17 protein-coding genes are annotated in these 15,609 nt (G+C 70.8%); 12 read left to right on the top strand and 5 right to left on the bottom strand.

Annotated elements, in window-relative coordinates; all coding sequences use genetic code 11:
* Positions 1-40: 40 nt before the first annotated feature.
* From H4F90_RS12650 to H4F90_RS12635, 4 genes are all read left to right on the top strand, one after another.
* On the top strand, positions 41-1,075 hold the full coding sequence (locus tag H4F90_RS12650; RefSeq protein WP_182665152.1) for a sulfate ABC transporter substrate-binding protein: 1,035 nt from the start codon (positions 41-43) through the stop codon (positions 1,073-1,075).
* A 7-nt stretch (positions 1,076-1,082) separates the two neighbouring features.
* Positions 1,083-1,916: a sulfate ABC transporter permease subunit CysT gene (gene cysT, locus H4F90_RS12645; RefSeq protein WP_182665149.1), complete on the top strand. Its 834-nt coding sequence runs from the start codon at positions 1,083-1,085 to the stop codon at positions 1,914-1,916.
* 111 nt (positions 1,917-2,027) lie between these two features.
* Positions 2,028-2,984 carry a sulfate ABC transporter permease subunit CysW gene (gene cysW / locus H4F90_RS12640; RefSeq protein WP_182665147.1) on the top strand — a complete coding sequence of 319 codons (957 nt, stop codon included), beginning with the start codon at positions 2,028-2,030 and terminating at the stop codon, positions 2,982-2,984.
* A 1-nt stretch (position 2,985) separates the two neighbouring features.
* Positions 2,986-4,020, top strand: coding sequence for a sulfate/molybdate ABC transporter ATP-binding protein (locus tag H4F90_RS12635; protein WP_182665144.1), 1,035 nt, complete (start codon positions 2,986-2,988; stop codon positions 4,018-4,020).
* Positions 4,021-4,073: 53 nt separating this feature from the next.
* Here H4F90_RS12635 and H4F90_RS12630 read toward each other — a convergent pair whose 3' ends face one another.
* Together H4F90_RS12630 and H4F90_RS12625 are read right to left on the bottom strand one after the other, a co-directional pair.
* The gene (locus H4F90_RS12630) at positions 4,074-4,358 is read right to left on the bottom strand and encodes a late competence development ComFB family protein (RefSeq protein ID WP_182665142.1); all 285 of its coding nucleotides are present in this window, start codon (positions 4,356-4,358) and stop codon (positions 4,074-4,076) included.
* Positions 4,359-4,569: 211 nt separating this feature from the next.
* Positions 4,570-5,508 (bottom strand): CysB family HTH-type transcriptional regulator, encoded by a 939-nt coding sequence (locus H4F90_RS12625; protein WP_182665140.1) that lies wholly within the window; start codon positions 5,506-5,508, stop codon positions 4,570-4,572.
* A gap of 144 nt (positions 5,509-5,652) precedes the next feature.
* On the opposite strand from H4F90_RS12625, the gene H4F90_RS12620 reads away from it, so the two are divergent.
* Positions 5,653-6,165: a flavin reductase family protein gene (locus tag H4F90_RS12620; protein WP_182665138.1), complete on the top strand. Its 513-nt coding sequence runs from the start codon at positions 5,653-5,655 to the stop codon at positions 6,163-6,165.
* A 202-nt stretch (positions 6,166-6,367) separates the two neighbouring features.
* Positions 6,368-6,631, top strand: coding sequence for a hypothetical protein (locus H4F90_RS12615; RefSeq protein ID WP_182665136.1), 264 nt, complete (start codon positions 6,368-6,370; stop codon positions 6,629-6,631).
* A 52-nt stretch (positions 6,632-6,683) separates the two neighbouring features.
* Here the strand turns inward: H4F90_RS12615 and mltA are convergent, their stop codons facing one another.
* Positions 6,684-8,006 (bottom strand): murein transglycosylase A, encoded by a 1,323-nt coding sequence (gene mltA, locus H4F90_RS12610; protein ID WP_220486162.1) that lies wholly within the window; start codon positions 8,004-8,006, stop codon positions 6,684-6,686.
* On the opposite strand from mltA, the gene H4F90_RS12605 reads away from it, so the two are divergent.
* Positions 8,005-8,142, top strand: a complete 138-nt coding sequence (locus H4F90_RS12605; RefSeq protein ID WP_182665135.1) for a hypothetical protein — start codon at positions 8,005-8,007, stop codon at positions 8,140-8,142. The genes mltA and H4F90_RS12605 overlap by 2 nt on opposite strands.
* A gap of 21 nt (positions 8,143-8,163) precedes the next feature.
* On the opposite strand, the gene H4F90_RS12600 is transcribed toward H4F90_RS12605, so the two are convergent.
* Both H4F90_RS12600 and apaG read right to left on the bottom strand, forming a co-directional pair.
* On the bottom strand, positions 8,164-10,236 hold the full coding sequence (locus tag H4F90_RS12600) for a site-specific recombinase (RefSeq protein ID WP_182665133.1): 2,073 nt from the start codon (positions 10,234-10,236) through the stop codon (positions 8,164-8,166).
* A gap of 11 nt (positions 10,237-10,247) precedes the next feature.
* Complete coding sequence (gene apaG, locus H4F90_RS12595; RefSeq protein ID WP_182665132.1) at positions 10,248-10,622, bottom strand: Co2+/Mg2+ efflux protein ApaG; 375 nt, start codon at positions 10,620-10,622, stop codon at positions 10,248-10,250.
* A 75-nt stretch (positions 10,623-10,697) separates the two neighbouring features.
* Between apaG and rpe the strand changes: the two genes are divergently transcribed.
* From rpe to H4F90_RS12570, 5 genes are all read left to right on the top strand, one after another.
* Positions 10,698-11,405 (top strand): ribulose-phosphate 3-epimerase, encoded by a 708-nt coding sequence (gene rpe, locus H4F90_RS12590; protein ID WP_182665130.1) that lies wholly within the window; start codon positions 10,698-10,700, stop codon positions 11,403-11,405.
* A gap of 58 nt (positions 11,406-11,463) precedes the next feature.
* Positions 11,464-12,387, top strand: a complete 924-nt coding sequence (locus H4F90_RS12585) for a methylated-DNA--[protein]-cysteine S-methyltransferase (protein ID WP_182665128.1) — start codon at positions 11,464-11,466, stop codon at positions 12,385-12,387.
* Complete coding sequence (gene gph / locus H4F90_RS12580) at positions 12,387-13,070, top strand: phosphoglycolate phosphatase (RefSeq protein ID WP_182665126.1); 684 nt, start codon at positions 12,387-12,389, stop codon at positions 13,068-13,070. Before H4F90_RS12585 ends, gph begins: the two co-directional genes overlap by 1 nt.
* A 225-nt stretch (positions 13,071-13,295) precedes the next feature.
* A complete protein-coding gene (locus tag H4F90_RS12575) occupies positions 13,296-14,981 on the top strand; it encodes an MFS transporter (protein WP_220486161.1) in 1,686 nt (561 codons plus the stop codon).
* A gap of 111 nt (positions 14,982-15,092) precedes the next feature.
* Positions 15,093-15,290, top strand: coding sequence for a hypothetical protein (locus tag H4F90_RS12570; RefSeq protein ID WP_182665124.1), 198 nt, complete (start codon positions 15,093-15,095; stop codon positions 15,288-15,290).
* The last annotated feature ends 319 nt before the right edge of the window (positions 15,291-15,609 follow it).

Genomic DNA, 15,609 nt, shown 5'->3' with positions numbered 1-15,609 from the left:
GTGGCCGTTCTGTTTCTGCGCCTCCATCGGACCTTTCCTCATGTCACTTCATCCCGTGTCCCGGCCGCGTCGTGCGCTGCTGCAACTGAGTCTCGGCGTGGTGGCCGCACTGGCGGGCGCCGCCCAGGCTGCCGAGGAGGTCTCCCTGCTCAACGTCAGCTACGACGTCTCGCGCGAGTTCTACAAGGACTACAACGCCGCCTTCGCCGCCCACTGGCAGAAGACGAGCGGCGAGGTGCTGACGCTCAAGCAGTCGCACGGTGGCAGCAGCAAGCAGGCGCGCAGCGTGGCCGAGGGCCTGGAGGCCGATGTCATCACGATGAACCAGGCCAATGACATCGACATCCTGCACGACCGCGGTGGCCTGATCCCGGCGGACTGGGCCAAGCGCCTGCCGAACAACAGTGCGCCGACGACCTCGGTCTCGGTGATCCTGGTGCGCAAGGGCAATCCGCTGAAGATCCTGGACTGGACGGACCTGGGCCGCAGCGGGGTCTCGGTGATCATTCCGAATCCCAAGACCTCGGGCAACGGCCGCTACACCTACCTGGCCGCCTGGGGTGCGGCGCTGAAGAACGGCGTGTCGCCGGCGGCGGCGCAGGCCCTGGCCGAGCGCATCTTCCGCAATGTGCCGGTGCTCGACGGCGGCGGACGGGGTGCGACGACGACCTTCGCGCAGCGCAAGATCGGCGATGCGCTGGTGACCTTCGAGAGCGAAGTGCCGCTGATCCAGCGCGAGTTTGGCGACGACTTCGACGTGATCTACCCGCGGTGGACCGTGCTGGCCGAGAACCCGGTGTCGGTGGTGGACAAGGTCGTCGACAAGCGTGGCACCCGCAAGCAGGCCGAGGCCTATCTGCGCCATCTGTGGTCGCCCGAGGGCCAGACGATCGCCGCGAAGCATGCGCTGCGCCCGCGCGATCCGAAGGTGCTGGCCGCGTACGCCAAGGCCTTCCCCAAGGTGGGCACCTTCACGATCGACGAGGTCTTCGGCGGCTGGAAGAAGGCGCAGAAGGACCACTTCGACGACGGGGGCCTGTACGACCAGGTGATCCTGCGCGCCAAGCAGAAGTGAGTCCCGGATGATCTTCTCGCGCACCCTGCTCAAGCGTCACACCGTGCTGCCGGGCTTCGACCTGGCGCTGGGCTTCACCGTGCTCTACCTGAGCTTCATCGTGCTGATTCCGCTGAGCGCGGCCTTCCTGAAGACCGCGACCATGACCTGGCCGGCCTTCTGGGACACGGTCAGCTCGCCGCGGGTGGTGGCGTCCTACAAGCTGACCTTCGGCGCTTCGCTGGCGGGGGCGCTGCTCAATGCCTTCTTCGGCCTGATCGTGGCCTGGGTGCTGGTGCGCTACGAGTTCCCGCTCAAGCGCATCGTCGATGCGCTGGTGGACCTGCCCTTCGCGCTGCCGACCGCGGTGGCCGGCATCGCGCTGACGGCGCTGTATGCCGAGAACGGCTGGATCGGCCAGTGGCTGCCTTTCAAGGTCAGCTTCACGCCGCTGGGGGTGTTCGTGGCCCTGACCTTCATCGGCCTGCCCTTCGTCGTGCGCACACTGCAGCCGGTGCTGGAGGACCTGAGCCGCGAGCTGGAGGAGGCGGCCGCCACGCTGGGTGCGAGCCGCTGGCAGACCTTCCGCCACGTGATCTTCCCCATCCTGTCGCCGGCCCTCCTCACCGGCTTCGCGCTGGCCTTCGCCCGCGCCCTGGGGGAGTACGGCAGCGTGATCTTCATCGCCGGCAACATGCCGATGGTCAGCGAGATCACGCCCCTGCTGATCATCACCAAGCTGGAGCAGTACGACTACGCCGGCGCCACGGCCATCGCGGTGGTGATGCTGGTCACCGCCTTCACGCTGCTGCTGGCCATCAACGGCCTGCAGGCCTGGACCCGCGCCCGCCAGGGTCGCTGACGGCCCCTCCCGGAGCGGCTCCGGCCGCTTCCTCTCCAGCGGACGACGTCTGCAGCCCGGCCGAGCCGGACCCGCGCTGCCCGCTGGAGGGCCACCTTTCCCACCCTCATCATGACGGCCCCCACCCTGACCCCATCCCCCTTCCGGGAGAGCACCCACGAGCCCCCCTGGGTGCGTCGGCTCCTGATCGGCGCGGCCCTGGCCTTCCTCACCTTCTTCCTCTTCGTTCCGCTGGCCATCGTCTTCTTCGAGGCCTTCAAGAAAGGCGTCGAGGTCTATCTGGCGGCGGTCACCGAGCCCGACGCCCTGTCGGCCATCCGGCTCACCTTGATTGCCGCGGCGATCAGCGTGCCGCTGAACCTGGTCTTCGGCGTGGCGGCGGCCTGGTGCATCGCCAAGTTCGATTTCCGCGGCAAGAACCTGCTGCTGACCCTGATCGACCTGCCCTTCAGCGTGAGTCCGGTGATCTCCGGCCTGATCTATGTGCTGATCTTCGGCCTGCAGGGCTGGTTCGGCGAGTGGCTGCGCGACCATGACCTGAAGGTCATCTTTGCCCTCCCCGGCATCGTGCTGGCCACCACCTTCGTGACCTTTCCCTTCATCGCCCGCGAGCTGATCCCGCTGATGCAGGCCCAGGGCATCGAGCAGGAGGAGGCCGCCCGCGTGCTGGGAGCCAACGGCTGGCAGATCTTCTGGCGCGTGACGCTGCCCAATGTGAAGTGGGCGCTGCTCTACGGCGTGATCCTGTGCAACGCCCGGGCGATGGGCGAGTTCGGTGCCGTCAGCGTGGTCTCGGGGCACATCCGCGGCGAGACCAACACCATGCCGCTGCACATCGAGATCCTCTACAACGAATACCAGTTCGCGGCCGCTTTCGCGGTGGCTTCGCTGCTGGCCGGCCTGGCCCTGGTCACGCTGGTGCTGAAGTACGTGGTCGAGCAGCGGGTGAAGGCCGAGGTGCGCGGCACCGGCGCGCTGGCCCCGGAGCCCCTCGCGGCGGCACCGTCCCCGGCATCGACCCCCGCATCCCCCCGCCCGGCCCGTGTGCCCGGCGTTCACGGAGTCTGAGATGAGCATCGAGATCCGCCAGTTGCGCAAGGCCTTTGGCAAGACCGTCGTCTGCGACGACCTGAACCTGGACATCCCTTCCGGCGAGCTGGTCGCCTTGCTCGGCCCCTCGGGCTCGGGCAAGACCACGCTGCTGCGCATCATCGCGGGCCTGGAGGTGCCGGACGCGGGCAGCGTGCGCTTCCATGGCCAGGACACGACGCACACCGACGTGCGCGAACGGCAGGTCGGCTTCGTGTTCCAGCACTATGCGCTGTTCGGCCACATGAGCATCTTCGAGAACGTGGCTTTCGGCCTGCGCGTGCGGCCCAAGGCCACCCGGCCCAGCGAGGCGGCCATCCGCAAGAAGGTGACGGAGCTGCTGAAGCTGGTGCAGCTTGACTGGATCGCCGACCGCTACCCGCACCAGCTCTCCGGCGGCCAGCGCCAGCGCATCGCGCTGGCCCGTGCCCTGGCCGTCGAACCCAAGGTGCTGCTGCTCGACGAGCCCTTCGGTGCCCTCGACGCGAAGGTGCGCAAGGAACTGCGCCGCTGGCTGCGCCGCCTGCACGACGAAGTGCATGTCACCAGCGTCTTCGTCACCCACGATCAGGAGGAGGCCATGGAAGTGGCCGACCGCGTGGTCGTGATGAACGAGGGCCGCATCGAGCAGGAGGGCACCCCGGACCAGGTCTACGACCATCCGGCTTCGCCCTTCGTGCTGAACTTCCTGGGCGACGTGAACCTCTTCCATGGCCGCCTCGGCCACGGGCCCGGCGCGCCGGCCGGCGAAGTCAGCTACGTGCGTCCGCACGAGCTGCAGATCCTGGCCCAGCCGGAGGAGGGCAGCCTGCCGGTTGTGCTCGGCCAGGTGCTGACGGTCGGCCCGAACACCCGGCTGGAGTTCCGGCGCCGGGACGAGGCCGGCTATGTCGACGTCGAGCTGCCGCGCAGCGAATACCAGACCCTGCGTGACAGCCTGGGCCTGGCCCCGGGCTCGGAGGTGCATCTGCGGCCGCGGCGCATCACGCGCTTCGCCGCGGCCGTGGCCGGCTGAGTTGCCAGGCGGGCAGCCGCCCGGCCGGCTCACGTGAGCATGTCCCGAGCGGCTCAGCAGCGGGCCCGCATCGCGCGGCGAGCCTGCACGAACTCGAAAGCCTGGCGCACGGTCTGGGCCTGCAGCGCGGCGAGCTCCTCGCGTTCGCGCTCGGCCTGGTAGAAGGCCAGGTCCACGCTGTGGCGGATGTAGCGCGGCGGCAGCCGGTTCAGGGCCACGCAGGCCACGTCGGGCAGCAGTTCGGCCTCGACGGCGGGGTACTCGCTGCGCAATGCCTGGACGGCCTCGATGACGGCCGTCTCGTGGATGTTGTGGATCGATTCAAAGCTCGCGTGCATCGGCGCCTCACGACGTTGCGGGCCGCCGCGGGGCGGCCCCTGGGCCCGATCGCGCGCAGCGGTCGGGGATCGCTGCCTCCGAGTCTGCGGGCCGAGGCCGCCGATGGATCGCCCGATCAGCGCCGGCCGGGCCGGGGTGTTCCGCCGTCTGCCATCGCGACCGTGGGGCCGTGCTTCGCCCCAGGTTTCCGTGCTTGCGCGAGGCCCTGCCTCAGGTCTCGATGACTTCCCCGGCGAGTGCGCGTTCGACCAGGCTTCGGGTCAGCGTGGGCGCGAACGATTCGATGAAGTCGTAGACGAAGCCACGCAGCCAGCTGCCGCGACGCACGGCCAGGCGGGTCAGGTTGACCTCGAAGAGGTGGCGCGCATCGATTGCGCGCAGCGTGCGGTCGCGGTCCTCGTCAAAGGCGATGGAGGCGACGATGCCGACCCCCAGACCCAGTTCGACGTAGGTCTTGATCACGTCGGCGTCCATCGCGGTCAGCACGATGTCGGGCTGCATGCCGGCGGTGCGGAAGGCGTCGTCGATGTGGGCTCGGCCGGTGTAGCCCGGCTCGTAGGTGATGATCGGAAAGCGTGCCAGACGCTGCAGCGTGACCGGCTCGTCACCGGCCAGCAGGGGATGGTCGGGCGGCACGATCAGGCTGTGCGTCCAGCGGTAGCAGGGCAGGGCGACGAGCTGGTCGTACTGGGCCAGGGCCTCCGTCGCGACGCCGACATCGGCCTCGCCCGAAAGCAGCATCTCCGCCACCTGTTTCGGAGACCCCTGGTGCAGGTTCAGGGTGACCTGCGGGTAGAGGTTGCGGAAGTCGCGCACGACCGTCGGCAGGGCGTAGCGGGCCTGCGAGTGGGTGGCGGCGATGGACAGGCGGCCGGAGGTCACGGCCGTGAAGTCCTCGGCCACCCGCTTCAGGTTCTCGGCTTCGAGCAGCAGGCGCTCGACCACCGGCAGCAGGGCTTCGCCGGGCGGCGTCAGTTTGGTCAGGCGCTTGCCGGCACGCACGAAGATCTCGAAGCCCAGCTCATCTTCCAGGTCTCTGATCTGACGGCTGATGCCGGGCTGCGACAGGTGCAGCAGCTGGGCGACCTCGGTCAGGTTGTAGCCCGAGCGGGCGGTCTCGCGGACGGCCCGCAGTTGTTGGAAGTTCATCGGCAGTGCAGGGCTCGGGAGCAAGAGCTCCCCGGCCGAGCATTCTTGAGGCCGCATGTCCGAACGCGAACCAATATCTGCGCCTTAGCTCCATCCAAAAACGCATAAGGCACGGGGGTGCGCGGGCCCGCCGACAATCCCCGGATGACTTCTCCACGCCGCGCGCAGGCGCCCAGTTTTGACACGCGCGAGTTCCGGCAGGCGCTGGGCCGCTTCGCCACCGGGGTGACCATCGTGACCGCCCGAAGCGCCGACGGCTCGCCGATCGGACTGACCGCGAACTCCTTCAACTCGGTGTCGCTCGATCCGCCGCTGGTGCTGTGGAGCCTGTCCCTCAAGGCCAGCTCGATGGCCGCCTTCGCCACGGGGTCGCACTACGCCATCCACATCCTGGCTGCCGGGCAGCGGGATCTGGCCGACCGTTTCGCGAGCCGCGGCCTGCGCGAGCGATTCGATGGGGTGCCCCACCGCGACAGCCCGGCCGGCGTGCCCCTCATCGAGGGCGCCGTCGCCACCTTCGAGTGCTTCAACCGCAGTCAGTACCGCGAGGGGGACCACGTCATCTTCGTGGGGGAGGTCGAACGCTGTGCGGTTCAGGCCGGGGCGACGCCCCTGATCTTCCACGGCGGCCGGTATTTCACCGAGCTGCCGATCTGAAGCGAGGTCCGGGCGCGGGGGGCAACCGGTCGGTCGCCCACGACACCGGGACAGGGGGTTCCCCTCGAAAGGGGGTGTCGCTTCGGGTGGGCGGGGAGGGATGAGCCCTCACAATCAAGGGTAAGTCCTTAAGCGATTGCCCCAGCCCATCCGGATGGGGTGATTGCAGACAAGCCCTCTCGCATGACCTGAGACCCACACCATGCCCCGCCTTGCCGCTCCTTTGCTGTCGCTGATGCTGCTCGGTCTGCCCTTCGCCGCAGGAGCGGCCGAGGTCGGTGCGCCCGCTGCGGCGCGTGCGCCCCGCTCCGAGGCAGCGATCGCCCGTCCGGCGCTCAATGCACCGGCCGAGTCGGTCGAGGCCGCCGAGGCGCCCCTCGAGCTGAATGCCGGGACGCTGCTGGTGCTGAGCCTGGCCGTGATGGGCCTGCATCTGGTGCGTCGCAGCGCCACCGCCCGTCGCTGAGCGACGGGCGTGGGGGCCCGGGAGGGTCCCCGTCCTCAGCTTTCTGCCGGGCTCAGGGCGGCAGCGGCAGGTCCCGCGGCCACAGGGCCCACATCCGCAGCGCCTGCTTCATGCGGCCGGCCTGCTCCTCGATGCCGGGGCCCCAGCCCCAGAAATAGTCCGCCCGCACCGCGCCGACGATGGCGCTGCCAGTGTCCTGGGCCACCACCAGCCGCTCCAACGGCCGCGGCGGGGGAGGCACAGGCTGCCAAGCCTGCGGTTCGGTCGTCGCGATCCAGACCGGTGTGCCGTAGGGCACCGAGCCCTTGTCAACCGCGATCGAGCGCCCCGGGGTCAAGGCCACCCCCTGGGCCCCAAGCGGGCCGCGCTCGGGATCGGCCAGCGCCTCCTCGCGAAAGAAGACCACCCTGGGATTGGCGGCCAGCAGCTCCGGGATCCGCTGCGGATGGGCCCGGGCCCAGGCCCGGATCGCGGGCCAGGATGCCTGCTCCATCGTGAAGGCCCCGCGTTCGACCAGCCACTTGCCGATCGAGCCGTAAGGGTGGTCGTTGTGGCCGGCGTAGGCCAGGCGCACGGTCAGGGGCCGGCCGGTCGTCGGGTCGAGCTGATCGAGCAGCTGGATGCGGCCGGAGCCCTGGATCTGGACGAGCAGCAGGTCCATCGGGTCGGCAAGCCACGCGATCTCGCGGCCGGCCAGTGCTGCGCGGGCCGCCGGCACGCGGGCGATCTCGCTGCGGCTGTACCAGGGCTTGCGCTGGCCCAGGCCGGCCGGCGGCTGGTGCAGGGCCACGGTGTGGGTGGCGCTGGGCTTGCGCTGGCCGAGCAGCAAGGGTTCGAAGTAGCCCGTGATGAGGCCGAGGCCGGGATCGCTGCCCGTGGGCACGCCCCGCGCCTCGACCCGGTAGGGCTGCAGCCAGCCCTGCAGCCAGGCCCGGACCCGGGCTTCGTCGGCCGGACCGCGCACGGGGGGCTCGGCCAGTGCGCTGCGGCAGGCCAGGGCCCAGCCGCGTGCCGGACGTTCGCAGCTTGCCAGCAGGGCGGGCCAGGCTTCGTGCAGCCGGTCCTGGGACCAGCCCGGCAGCGCATCCCAGCTCGCCGCGCGCCAGGTGGAGCGCTCGCGGTCGATCTGCTCCGGCCCGCCGTGGGGTGGCGCCGGGGGCGGGGGCGCGGGCAGGGGTGGCGGCGGGGGCGGCGGCTCGCGCGCTGGTGGCGGGGGGGGCGGCAGATCGCCTTCCAGCGGCACCGCCGCGCAGGCGGCCAGCAGCAGGGCGAGCAGGCCACTGGCCCAGCGGGCGCGGCAGGCCCCGGCGACACTGCGCGGCGCCGCGAACGGTTCCGGCCGCGGCGCATCAACGACTGGAGGTGAATGGTTCATGGGGCTCTTGCTGCTCGAAGCGCTGGGTGCGCTGCTGGTGCTGGTGCTGATCGTCTGGTGGACGATGTTCTCCGGTCGGCGCGGCGGGGAACGATCCGGCCCCGACGAGGATCCGCCGGCGCCGCCGCCGGCCTGAGTCCAGGCGGCGGTCCGGGGCTCAGGGCCCGGCCGATGGGCTCTCGCGCGGCGGCCACAGGAAGCTCATCGGTGCCCGCCGCAGCCGCGCGCGCAGTGCGGCCCACAGCGAGGCGCGCTCGCGCACGCGCAGGCCCCGTGAACGCAGCGCCACCCGGAAGGCCAGGGCGAAGCTGACCCCGACATTCAGCAGGCCGGTCAGCGGGATGGCGGCCACGCACCACCAGAAGGCCGGCTGCTGCAGCGCGGCACTGCCGAAGCTGCCCAGGGCGGCGGCGATCTGCCCGGTCGACAGCGTCACATGCCGCACCTCGAGGGGCAGGCCGAAGAACAGCGCCAGCGCCGGCACCAGGCCCAGCATCAGGCCCAGCGAGACATTGGCCGCCAGGCCCGAGATGTTGGCCCGCCACCAGGCGGCCCAGCGGCTGGCGCGGCCCGCACCCAGCCAGCGCAGGGCGCGCGGGTGCCAGCGGATGGCGCTGTCGAGCCGGTGCAGCACGAACCAGTTCTCGGCCCAGCCGGCGACCAGGCTGGAGGCGAACAGCAGCACGCCGGTGAAGGCGGCATAGGCCAGGGTGGGGCCGAGCAGGGTCAGGCTCTTCAGCACGTACTGCGCTTCGTGCTCGGGCACCAGGGGGTGGCCGCCCAGCCAGCTGCCCAGCAGCTGCACGGCCAGCACCAGGGGCGCGACCATGACCAGGTTGCCGACGATGCCGGCCACTTGCGAGCGGATCAGGTGCGCGACCTCGTCGACCACGCGCTCCGCCCCCTCGGGCCTGCCGAGCTCGCCCATGCGGGCGGCCAGGGCCGGGGCGGTCATGGCCGGCTGCTTGGTGGCCACCGTCCAGTGCGCGAGGTGCACGATGACGAAGCTGATCGCGTAGTTCATGCCGGCCCAGAAGCCGCCCCAGAAGGCCGAGAGGCCCAGGGCGACGATCCAGAACTTCGCGAAGGTGGTGCCGGCGATCACCGCGCCGCCGCCCAGGGCCTTGCGCAGCATGGCCAGCCATTCGGCGCGATCGCGGGTGATGTAGTGCTCGCCGGTTTCCGCGCTGCGCTCGGCGATGCGCCGGGCGAGCATCGAGTACTGCCGGGAGAACAGCGCCCGGATGCTGCGCCGCTCGCCGGCCGCTTCGATCAGCCCGTGCAGCAGCAGGGCCCAGGCGCGGCGCCGGCCGGCCGAGCCGGCGGGTTCCAGCACGGTGGCCAGCAGCGCATCGATGCGCCGCGCGCGCGCGGCGAGCTGGTCCATCTCGAACAGCAGGTCCACCGAGATGCCGCGGTCCTCGATGCCTTGACGCACGCTGCCGGCCGCGCGGCGGGCAGCGTCCAGCAGGCCGCGCAGGTACTGGGCCTCCAGCAGCGCGGCTGGGGCGTCGCCGGCCTGCACGGCGTCGCGCAGGCGCTCGCTGCTGCGGGGCAGGGCGTCGAAGGGGCGGTCGACCAGGGTCTGCGGATCCATGCGCTGGCGCACCGGGCCCAGCAGGCCGGCGGCGGCCACTTGCAGCGAGAGGATCACGATGGCGTCGAGCGCCATGCCTTGCCATGCGCTGGCGGGTGGGGGGCCGCCCGCCAGGGGCGCTCCCCCGAGCAGGCGCTCGACCCGCGCGAGCAGCGCGTCGTCCATGGCCTCGACCCAGTGCGCATCGTCCGGCTCGCTGAACAGCAGCGGAAAGAGCGCGGCCAGGTCGGCCGTGTCCGGCGTGCCAGGCAGCAGGCGCAGCTGCAGGCGCTCGCCGAGTTCGCCCTGCACGCTGCGCTGGCGAGCGAAGCCGAAATCGGCCAGCAGGCCCAGGCCGTCGATCTCGGCCCAGCAGGCCTGGATCAGCGCCTGCACCTGTTCGCGGTGGGCTGGGTGGCGGTCCAGCACGTTCAACAGGTGACGCAGGCGCAGCAGGGGCGTCGGGGTGGCCTCGGCCGGGGCCGTGCCGTCCTCGGCCGGCGTGGCGCTGCGGTGCCTCAGCCATTCCAGCAGCCGCACCAGCCAGAGGTGACGCTCGGCCTGCGTGGCCCGTGGGTCGGCCGCGTTCAGGAGCGCACTCAGGTCCCAGGCGGCGCGGCGCGCTTGGCGTGCCGCCCAGGCGGTCCAGGGCATGCGCATGCCGCTCAGTGCAGCATGTTGGCGAAGGCCAGCTCGAAAGCCGGCACCTCCACCTCGAAGGGCTCGGCCTCGACCGACACGAACAGGAAGCGGCCCTTCATGCGGCCCTGGGGGTGGCCAATCTGCACCCAGCTCGTGTACTCGTGCGATTCGCCGGGGCCGAGCAGGGGCTGCTGCCCGACGACCCCGAGGCCATGAACCTCCTGGGTCGGCTCGCCGCCTTCCTCGATCTGCCAGTGCCGTGCAATCAGCTGGGCGGCCAGCGTGCCGCGGTTCTCGATGCTCACCGTGTAGGCATAGGCGTAGCGCGACTGCGCGGGGTCCGATTGCTCGGGCAGGAAGCGGGTCTGCACCGAGCAGACCAGGCGGGCGGACGTCATCCATCGATTCTAGGGAGCGTCCCTAGAATCCCGGCTGCTTCACCCCACCCGAGCCGCCCGCAGGCGTCCCCGCCCATGAGCCTTCCCCGTTTCCGCATTGCCCCCAGCCTGCTGTCCGCCGATTTCGCACGGCTCGGCGAGGAAACCCGCACGGTCATCGACGCCGGGGCCGACTGGATCCACTTCGACGTGATGGACAACCATTACGTGCCGAACCTCACCTTCGGCCCGATGGTTTGCCAGGCCCTGCGCAAGCATGCGGTGACCCGGGACGGGGCCCGCGTGCCCATCGACGTGCACCTGATGGTGCAGCCGGTGGATGCCCTGGCCCAGGCCTTTGCGGCGGCCGGGGCCGACCTGATCAGCTTCCACCCCGACGCCAGCACCCATGTGGACCGCAGCCTGCAGGTCATCAAGGCCGCGGGCTGCCAGGCCGGCCTGGTCTTCAATCCGGCGGCCTCGCTCGACGTCCTGGAGTGGACGCTGGGCGAGGGCAGCGACAAGCTCGACCTGATCCTGCTGATGAGCGTGAACCCGGGCTTCGGCGGCCAGAGCTTCATCCCCAGCAGCCTGCGCAAGCTCGAGAAGATCCGCCGCCTGATCGACGATCACGTGCGCCAGGGCGGCCGCGAGATCCGCCTGGAGGTGGACGGCGGCATCAAGGTCGACAACATCCGCGCCGCCGCCGAGGCCGGTGCCGACACCTTCGTGGCCGGCAGCGCGATCTTCGGCCAGCCCGACTACCGCGCCGTCATCGACGCGATGCGCCAAGCCCTGGCCTGAGGCCCGCCACCGCAAGCCGCGAGACGACGCCTGCGGCGCCGCCCGGCACAGTGGGCCCATGTCCGACCGTCCCGATCCCCCGAGTCCCCGGTCGCCCCCGCTGGCCGAGCGGCTGGCCCCGCTCCTGGCCGCCATCGACGAGGCGCTGGCACAGGGCGAGCCGCCGCCCGGCCTGGCCGCACTGGCCGCCCGGGCCGGCTGCAGTCCCTTCCACCTGCAGCGCGTGTTCCGCGCCCAGACCGGGCTGAGCCCGTCGGCCTACGCCCGCGCGCGGCGCGCGCAGCGGCTTGCCGACACCCTTCCGTGCGAGGCCACGGTGACTGCGGCCCTGCATGCCGCGGGCTATGGCAGCGCCGGACGCTTCTATGCCGAAGCCCCGGCCCGGCTCGGCATGGCGCCCCGCCGCTGGCGCGCCGGCGGGGCGGGCGAGACCATCCGCTTCGCACTCGGCCCCTGCAGCCTCGGTCATGTGCTGGTGGCGGCCACCGCGCGCGGCCTGTGCCTGATCGAACTCGACGACGACCCCGCCGTGCTGCTCACGCGCCTGCAGGACCGCTTTCCCCGGGCCGAGCTGCGCGGGGCCGAGCCGGACTTCGAAGAGCATGTGGCAGCCGTCATCGGCCTGGTCGAGGCACCTGCCCAGGGCCTGGGGCTGCCGCTGGACCTGCGCGGCACCCTGTTCCAGCAACGGGTCTGGGCCGCCCTGCAGGCCATCCCGCCGGGGCAGACGATCAGCTACACCGCGCTGGCCCAGGTCCTGGGCCTCCCGCGGGCGGCCCGCGCGGTGGCAGCGGCCTGCGCCGCCAACCCGCTGGCGGTCGCCATCCCCTGCCACCGCGTCGTGCGCCAGGATGGCGATCTGGCCGGCTACCGCTGGGGGCTGGCGCGCAAGCGGCAGCTGCTCGCCCGCGAGGCCGCCGCGCGGCCTGCCCTTCCCGCGGCCGATCCCGGTCCGCCCCCATCTCCCCCGTCCCCGCCCTGATGCCCGCCCTTCCGCCCTTTGACCGCCCCCTGCGGGCCGCCCTCTTCGATCTCGACGGCACCCTGGTCGACACCCTCGGCGATTTCGTGGCGGCGCTCGACGCCATGCTGGCGGATCTCGGCCGTGCGCCGGTGCCGGCGGCCACGGTCGAGACGCTGATCGGCCAGGGCTCCGAGCACCTGATTCGCGGCGTCTTGGCTGCGACCGGCCCGGCCGAAGCCGTCGCGGCCCTGGAGGCCCCGGCCTGGGCGGCCTACCAGGGCCACTACCGGCGGCTGAACGGTCGCCGCGCGCGGATCTATCCCGGGGCGGCCGCCGCGCTGGGACGCGCCCAGGCCGCCGGCCTGCAACTGGCCTGCGTGACCAACAAGCCGGCCGAGTTCGCCGAGGCCCTGCTGCGGCACTGCGGCCTGCGCGCGCCCTTTGCCCTGGTCTGCGGCGGTGACACCCACCCGCGCAAGAAGCCCGATCCCCTGCCGCTGCAGGCGAGCTGTGCGGCGCTGGGGGTGGCGCCGGCGGAGGCCCTGATGGTCGGCGACTCCAGCAACGACGTCCGCGCCGCCCGCGCCGCCGGCTGCCCGGTCGTTCTGCTTTCCCACGGCTACAACCACGGCGAGCCGGCCCAAGCGGCCGGAGCCGATGCCGTGCTGGACCACTTCGATCAGCTCTGGCCCACGGCCTGAGGCGCGATGCGCCCCCCGTTCAGGGGGCGCTTGAGGCGGTTGATTCGGGGGTTTTCCCGTGATCTCCCGTGAAACAGAGGGTTAACCCAGGGGTTTTGCTGTCTTCTGCCGGGTTTTGTCAGCTCCTGTTGGATTCGCGTCAGAGCGAGGTCAGAGCCCCCCACCATCCTCCGGCCCCACACGTCGCAGTCCGCGGCGCTGGGTGGTTTACACAGGAGACAAGCCATGGTGGCAGCAACGAAGGGCGCCGCGCCGCGTCCGATGACGGCAGAGGAGAGGAAGGTCATCTTTGCCTCCTCGCTCGGCACGGTGTTCGAGTGGTACGACTTTTATCTCTACGGTTCGCTCGCGGCGATCATTGCGAAGCAGTTCTTCTCCGGCCTGGACCCGTCCGCGGCCTTCATCTTCGCGCTGCTGGCCTTCGCGGCAGGCTTCATCGTCCGCCCCTTCGGTGCGCTGGTCTTCGGTCGCCTGGGTGACCTGATCGGCCGGAAGTACACCTTCCTGGTCACCATCCTGATCATGGGCCTGTCGACCTTCATCGTCGGCGTGCTGCCCAACTACGCGTCGATTGGTGTGGCCGCCCCGGTCATCCTGATCGTGCTGCGCATGCTGCAGGGCCTGGCCCTCGGCGGTGAGTACGGTGGTGCCGCCACCTACGTGGCCGAGCATGCGCCTCACGGCCAGCGCGGTGCCTACACCGCCTGGATCCAGACCACGGCGACCCTGGGCCTGTTCCTGTCGCTGATGGTGATCCTGGGCACCCGCTCGGCCATCGGCGAGGAAGCCTTCGCCGACTGGGGCTGGCGCGTTCCCTTCCTGGTCTCGATCCTGCTGCTGGCCATCTCGGTCTGGATCCGGATGGCCATGAACGAATCGCCCGCCTTCAAGAAGATGAAGGAAGAGGGCAAGACCTCGAAGGCCCCGCTGACCGAATCCTTCGGCCAGTGGAAGAACCTGAAGATCGTGATCCTGGCCCTGGTCGGCATGGTCGCGGGCCAGGCCGTGGTCTGGTACTCGGGTCAGTTCTACGCGCTGTTCTTCCTGCAGACCGTGCTGAAGGTCGAGCCGGCGACCGCCAACATCCTGGTGGCCCTGTCCCTGCTGCTCGGCACGCCGTTCTTCGTGGTCTTCGGCATCCTGTCGGACAAGGTCGGCCGCAAGCCGGTGATCCTGACCGGCCTGCTGCTCGCCGCGCTGACCTACTTCCCGCTGTTCGGCGCGCTGACCAAGGCGGCCAACCCGGATCTCGCCGCGGCCCAGGCCAGCGCCAAGATCGTGGTGACGGTGGATCCGAAGGCCTGTTCCTTCCAGGGCAGCCCGATTGCCCGCGAAGTGGACTTCACCAGCAGCTGCGACATCGCCAAGCGTGCCCTGGCGCAGGCCTCGGCCAGCTACGACATCGTCGAAGCCGCGCCCGGCACCGCCGCCTCGGTCAAGATCGGCGAGAAGGAACTTCTGCCGCCGACCGCGACCCTGACCGCCGGTGGCCACAAGTTCGATGACGCCAGCGCGGCCGCGATCAAGGCCTTCAAGGCCGACCTGGCCGCCACCATGAAGGAAGCCGGCTATCCGGCCAAGGCCGACCCGGCCAAGGTCAACAAGCCGCTGATCGTCGGTATCCTGTTCATCCTGGTGCTGTACGTGACCATGGTCTACGGCCCGATCGCCGCTGCCCTGGTCGAGATGTTCCCGACCCGCATCCGCTACACCTCGATGAGCCTGCCCTACCACGTCGGCAACGGCTGGTTCGGTGGCCTGATGCCCACGATCGCCTTCGCGATGGTGGCCCAGAACGGCAACATCTACTACGGCCTGTGGTACCCGATCATCATCGCCTCGGTGACCTTCGTCGTCGGCCTCCTGTTCGTCAAGGAGACCAAGGACGTGGACATCTTTGCGGACGACTGAGCGGTTTTTTGCCAGCGTGAGGGGCTGACCCGGCCCCTCATCCCCGCGGGCCGCAGCATGCGGCCCGTTGTGCTGGAAGCGTTTCTCTCTCAACCTTCGAAAGGTGTTCTCATGTGGAAGATTCTGGTGGCCTTCGTGGCCTTCGCTGCGGTTGCGATGTTCGTGCTGGTCAAGTCCGGTGCCGATGTGGACATGGGCGGTGAGAAGCATGGCGTCGAGAGCCACGGCGACAGCCATGCGGCGTCCGCGCCCGCAGCTGCCTCGGCGGCTGAGGTGCCGGCTGCGCCGGCGTCGGCCGCCAGCCAGTAAGTCCTCGTGGGGACCGCCGGGCTGCCTGCGCGCATCCCGGTCTCGATCGGGCAGCCTTCGGGCTGCCCTTTTTCATGGGGCGTTCCGGATCGGGCTGGCCCCGGAACGCTTTGCTAGACTGGGTTGATGTTCATGTCGCGCAAGTTCACCAAGGGGTCGAACGACCGGGGAGCCTGGCCCTGGCGGGCCTGAGTCCCGCAGCGTCCCGCGCCGGACGCCCGCGCGCCCCCAGCGGGGCCCGCACGGACCGGCTGCCCTGCCGCACTGCGCGCACGGGTGGCCCCTGAAGAACCCTGGTGCCGCAAGGCGGCACCGCGCC

The sequence above is a fragment of the Aquariibacter albus genome (genome assembly GCF_014145335.1).
Lineage (GTDB): Bacteria > Pseudomonadota > Gammaproteobacteria > Burkholderiales > Burkholderiaceae_C > Aquariibacter > Aquariibacter albus.
The sequence above is the reverse complement of the archived record's forward strand: the minus strand, read 5'-3'. Positions and strand labels throughout refer to the sequence as shown.

Excerpts from the sequence above, each read along its gene's own strand:
- H4F90_RS12650 (WP_182665152.1), top strand. The coding sequence starts at position 41 with ATGTCACTTCATCCCGTGTCCCGGCCGCGTCGTGCGCTGCTGCAACTG.
- cysT (WP_182665149.1), top strand. The coding sequence starts at position 1,083 with ATGATCTTCTCGCGCACCCTGCTCAAGCGTCACACCGTGCTGCCGGGC.
- cysW (WP_182665147.1), top strand. The coding sequence starts at position 2,028 with ATGACGGCCCCCACCCTGACCCCATCCCCCTTCCGGGAGAGCACCCAC.
- H4F90_RS12635 (WP_182665144.1), top strand. The coding sequence starts at position 2,986 with ATGAGCATCGAGATCCGCCAGTTGCGCAAGGCCTTTGGCAAGACCGTC.
- H4F90_RS12630 (WP_182665142.1), bottom strand. The coding sequence starts at position 4,358 with ATGCACGCGAGCTTTGAATCGATCCACAACATCCACGAGACGGCCGTC.
- H4F90_RS12625 (WP_182665140.1), bottom strand. The coding sequence starts at position 5,508 with ATGAACTTCCAACAACTGCGGGCCGTCCGCGAGACCGCCCGCTCGGGC.
- H4F90_RS12620 (WP_182665138.1), top strand. The coding sequence starts at position 5,653 with ATGACTTCTCCACGCCGCGCGCAGGCGCCCAGTTTTGACACGCGCGAG.
- H4F90_RS12615 (WP_182665136.1), top strand. The coding sequence starts at position 6,368 with ATGCCCCGCCTTGCCGCTCCTTTGCTGTCGCTGATGCTGCTCGGTCTG.
- H4F90_RS12605 (WP_182665135.1), top strand. The coding sequence starts at position 8,005 with ATGGGGCTCTTGCTGCTCGAAGCGCTGGGTGCGCTGCTGGTGCTGGTG.
- mltA (WP_220486162.1), bottom strand. The coding sequence starts at position 8,006 with ATGAACCATTCACCTCCAGTCGTTGATGCGCCGCGGCCGGAACCGTTC.
- H4F90_RS12600 (WP_182665133.1), bottom strand. The coding sequence starts at position 10,236 with ATGCCCTGGACCGCCTGGGCGGCACGCCAAGCGCGCCGCGCCGCCTGG.
- apaG (WP_182665132.1), bottom strand. The coding sequence starts at position 10,622 with ATGACGTCCGCCCGCCTGGTCTGCTCGGTGCAGACCCGCTTCCTGCCC.
- rpe (WP_182665130.1), top strand. The coding sequence starts at position 10,698 with ATGAGCCTTCCCCGTTTCCGCATTGCCCCCAGCCTGCTGTCCGCCGAT.
- H4F90_RS12585 (WP_182665128.1), top strand. The coding sequence starts at position 11,464 with ATGTCCGACCGTCCCGATCCCCCGAGTCCCCGGTCGCCCCCGCTGGCC.
- gph (WP_182665126.1), top strand. The coding sequence starts at position 12,387 with ATGCCCGCCCTTCCGCCCTTTGACCGCCCCCTGCGGGCCGCCCTCTTC.
- H4F90_RS12575 (WP_220486161.1), top strand. The coding sequence starts at position 13,296 with ATGGTGGCAGCAACGAAGGGCGCCGCGCCGCGTCCGATGACGGCAGAG.
- H4F90_RS12570 (WP_182665124.1), top strand. The coding sequence starts at position 15,093 with ATGTGGAAGATTCTGGTGGCCTTCGTGGCCTTCGCTGCGGTTGCGATG.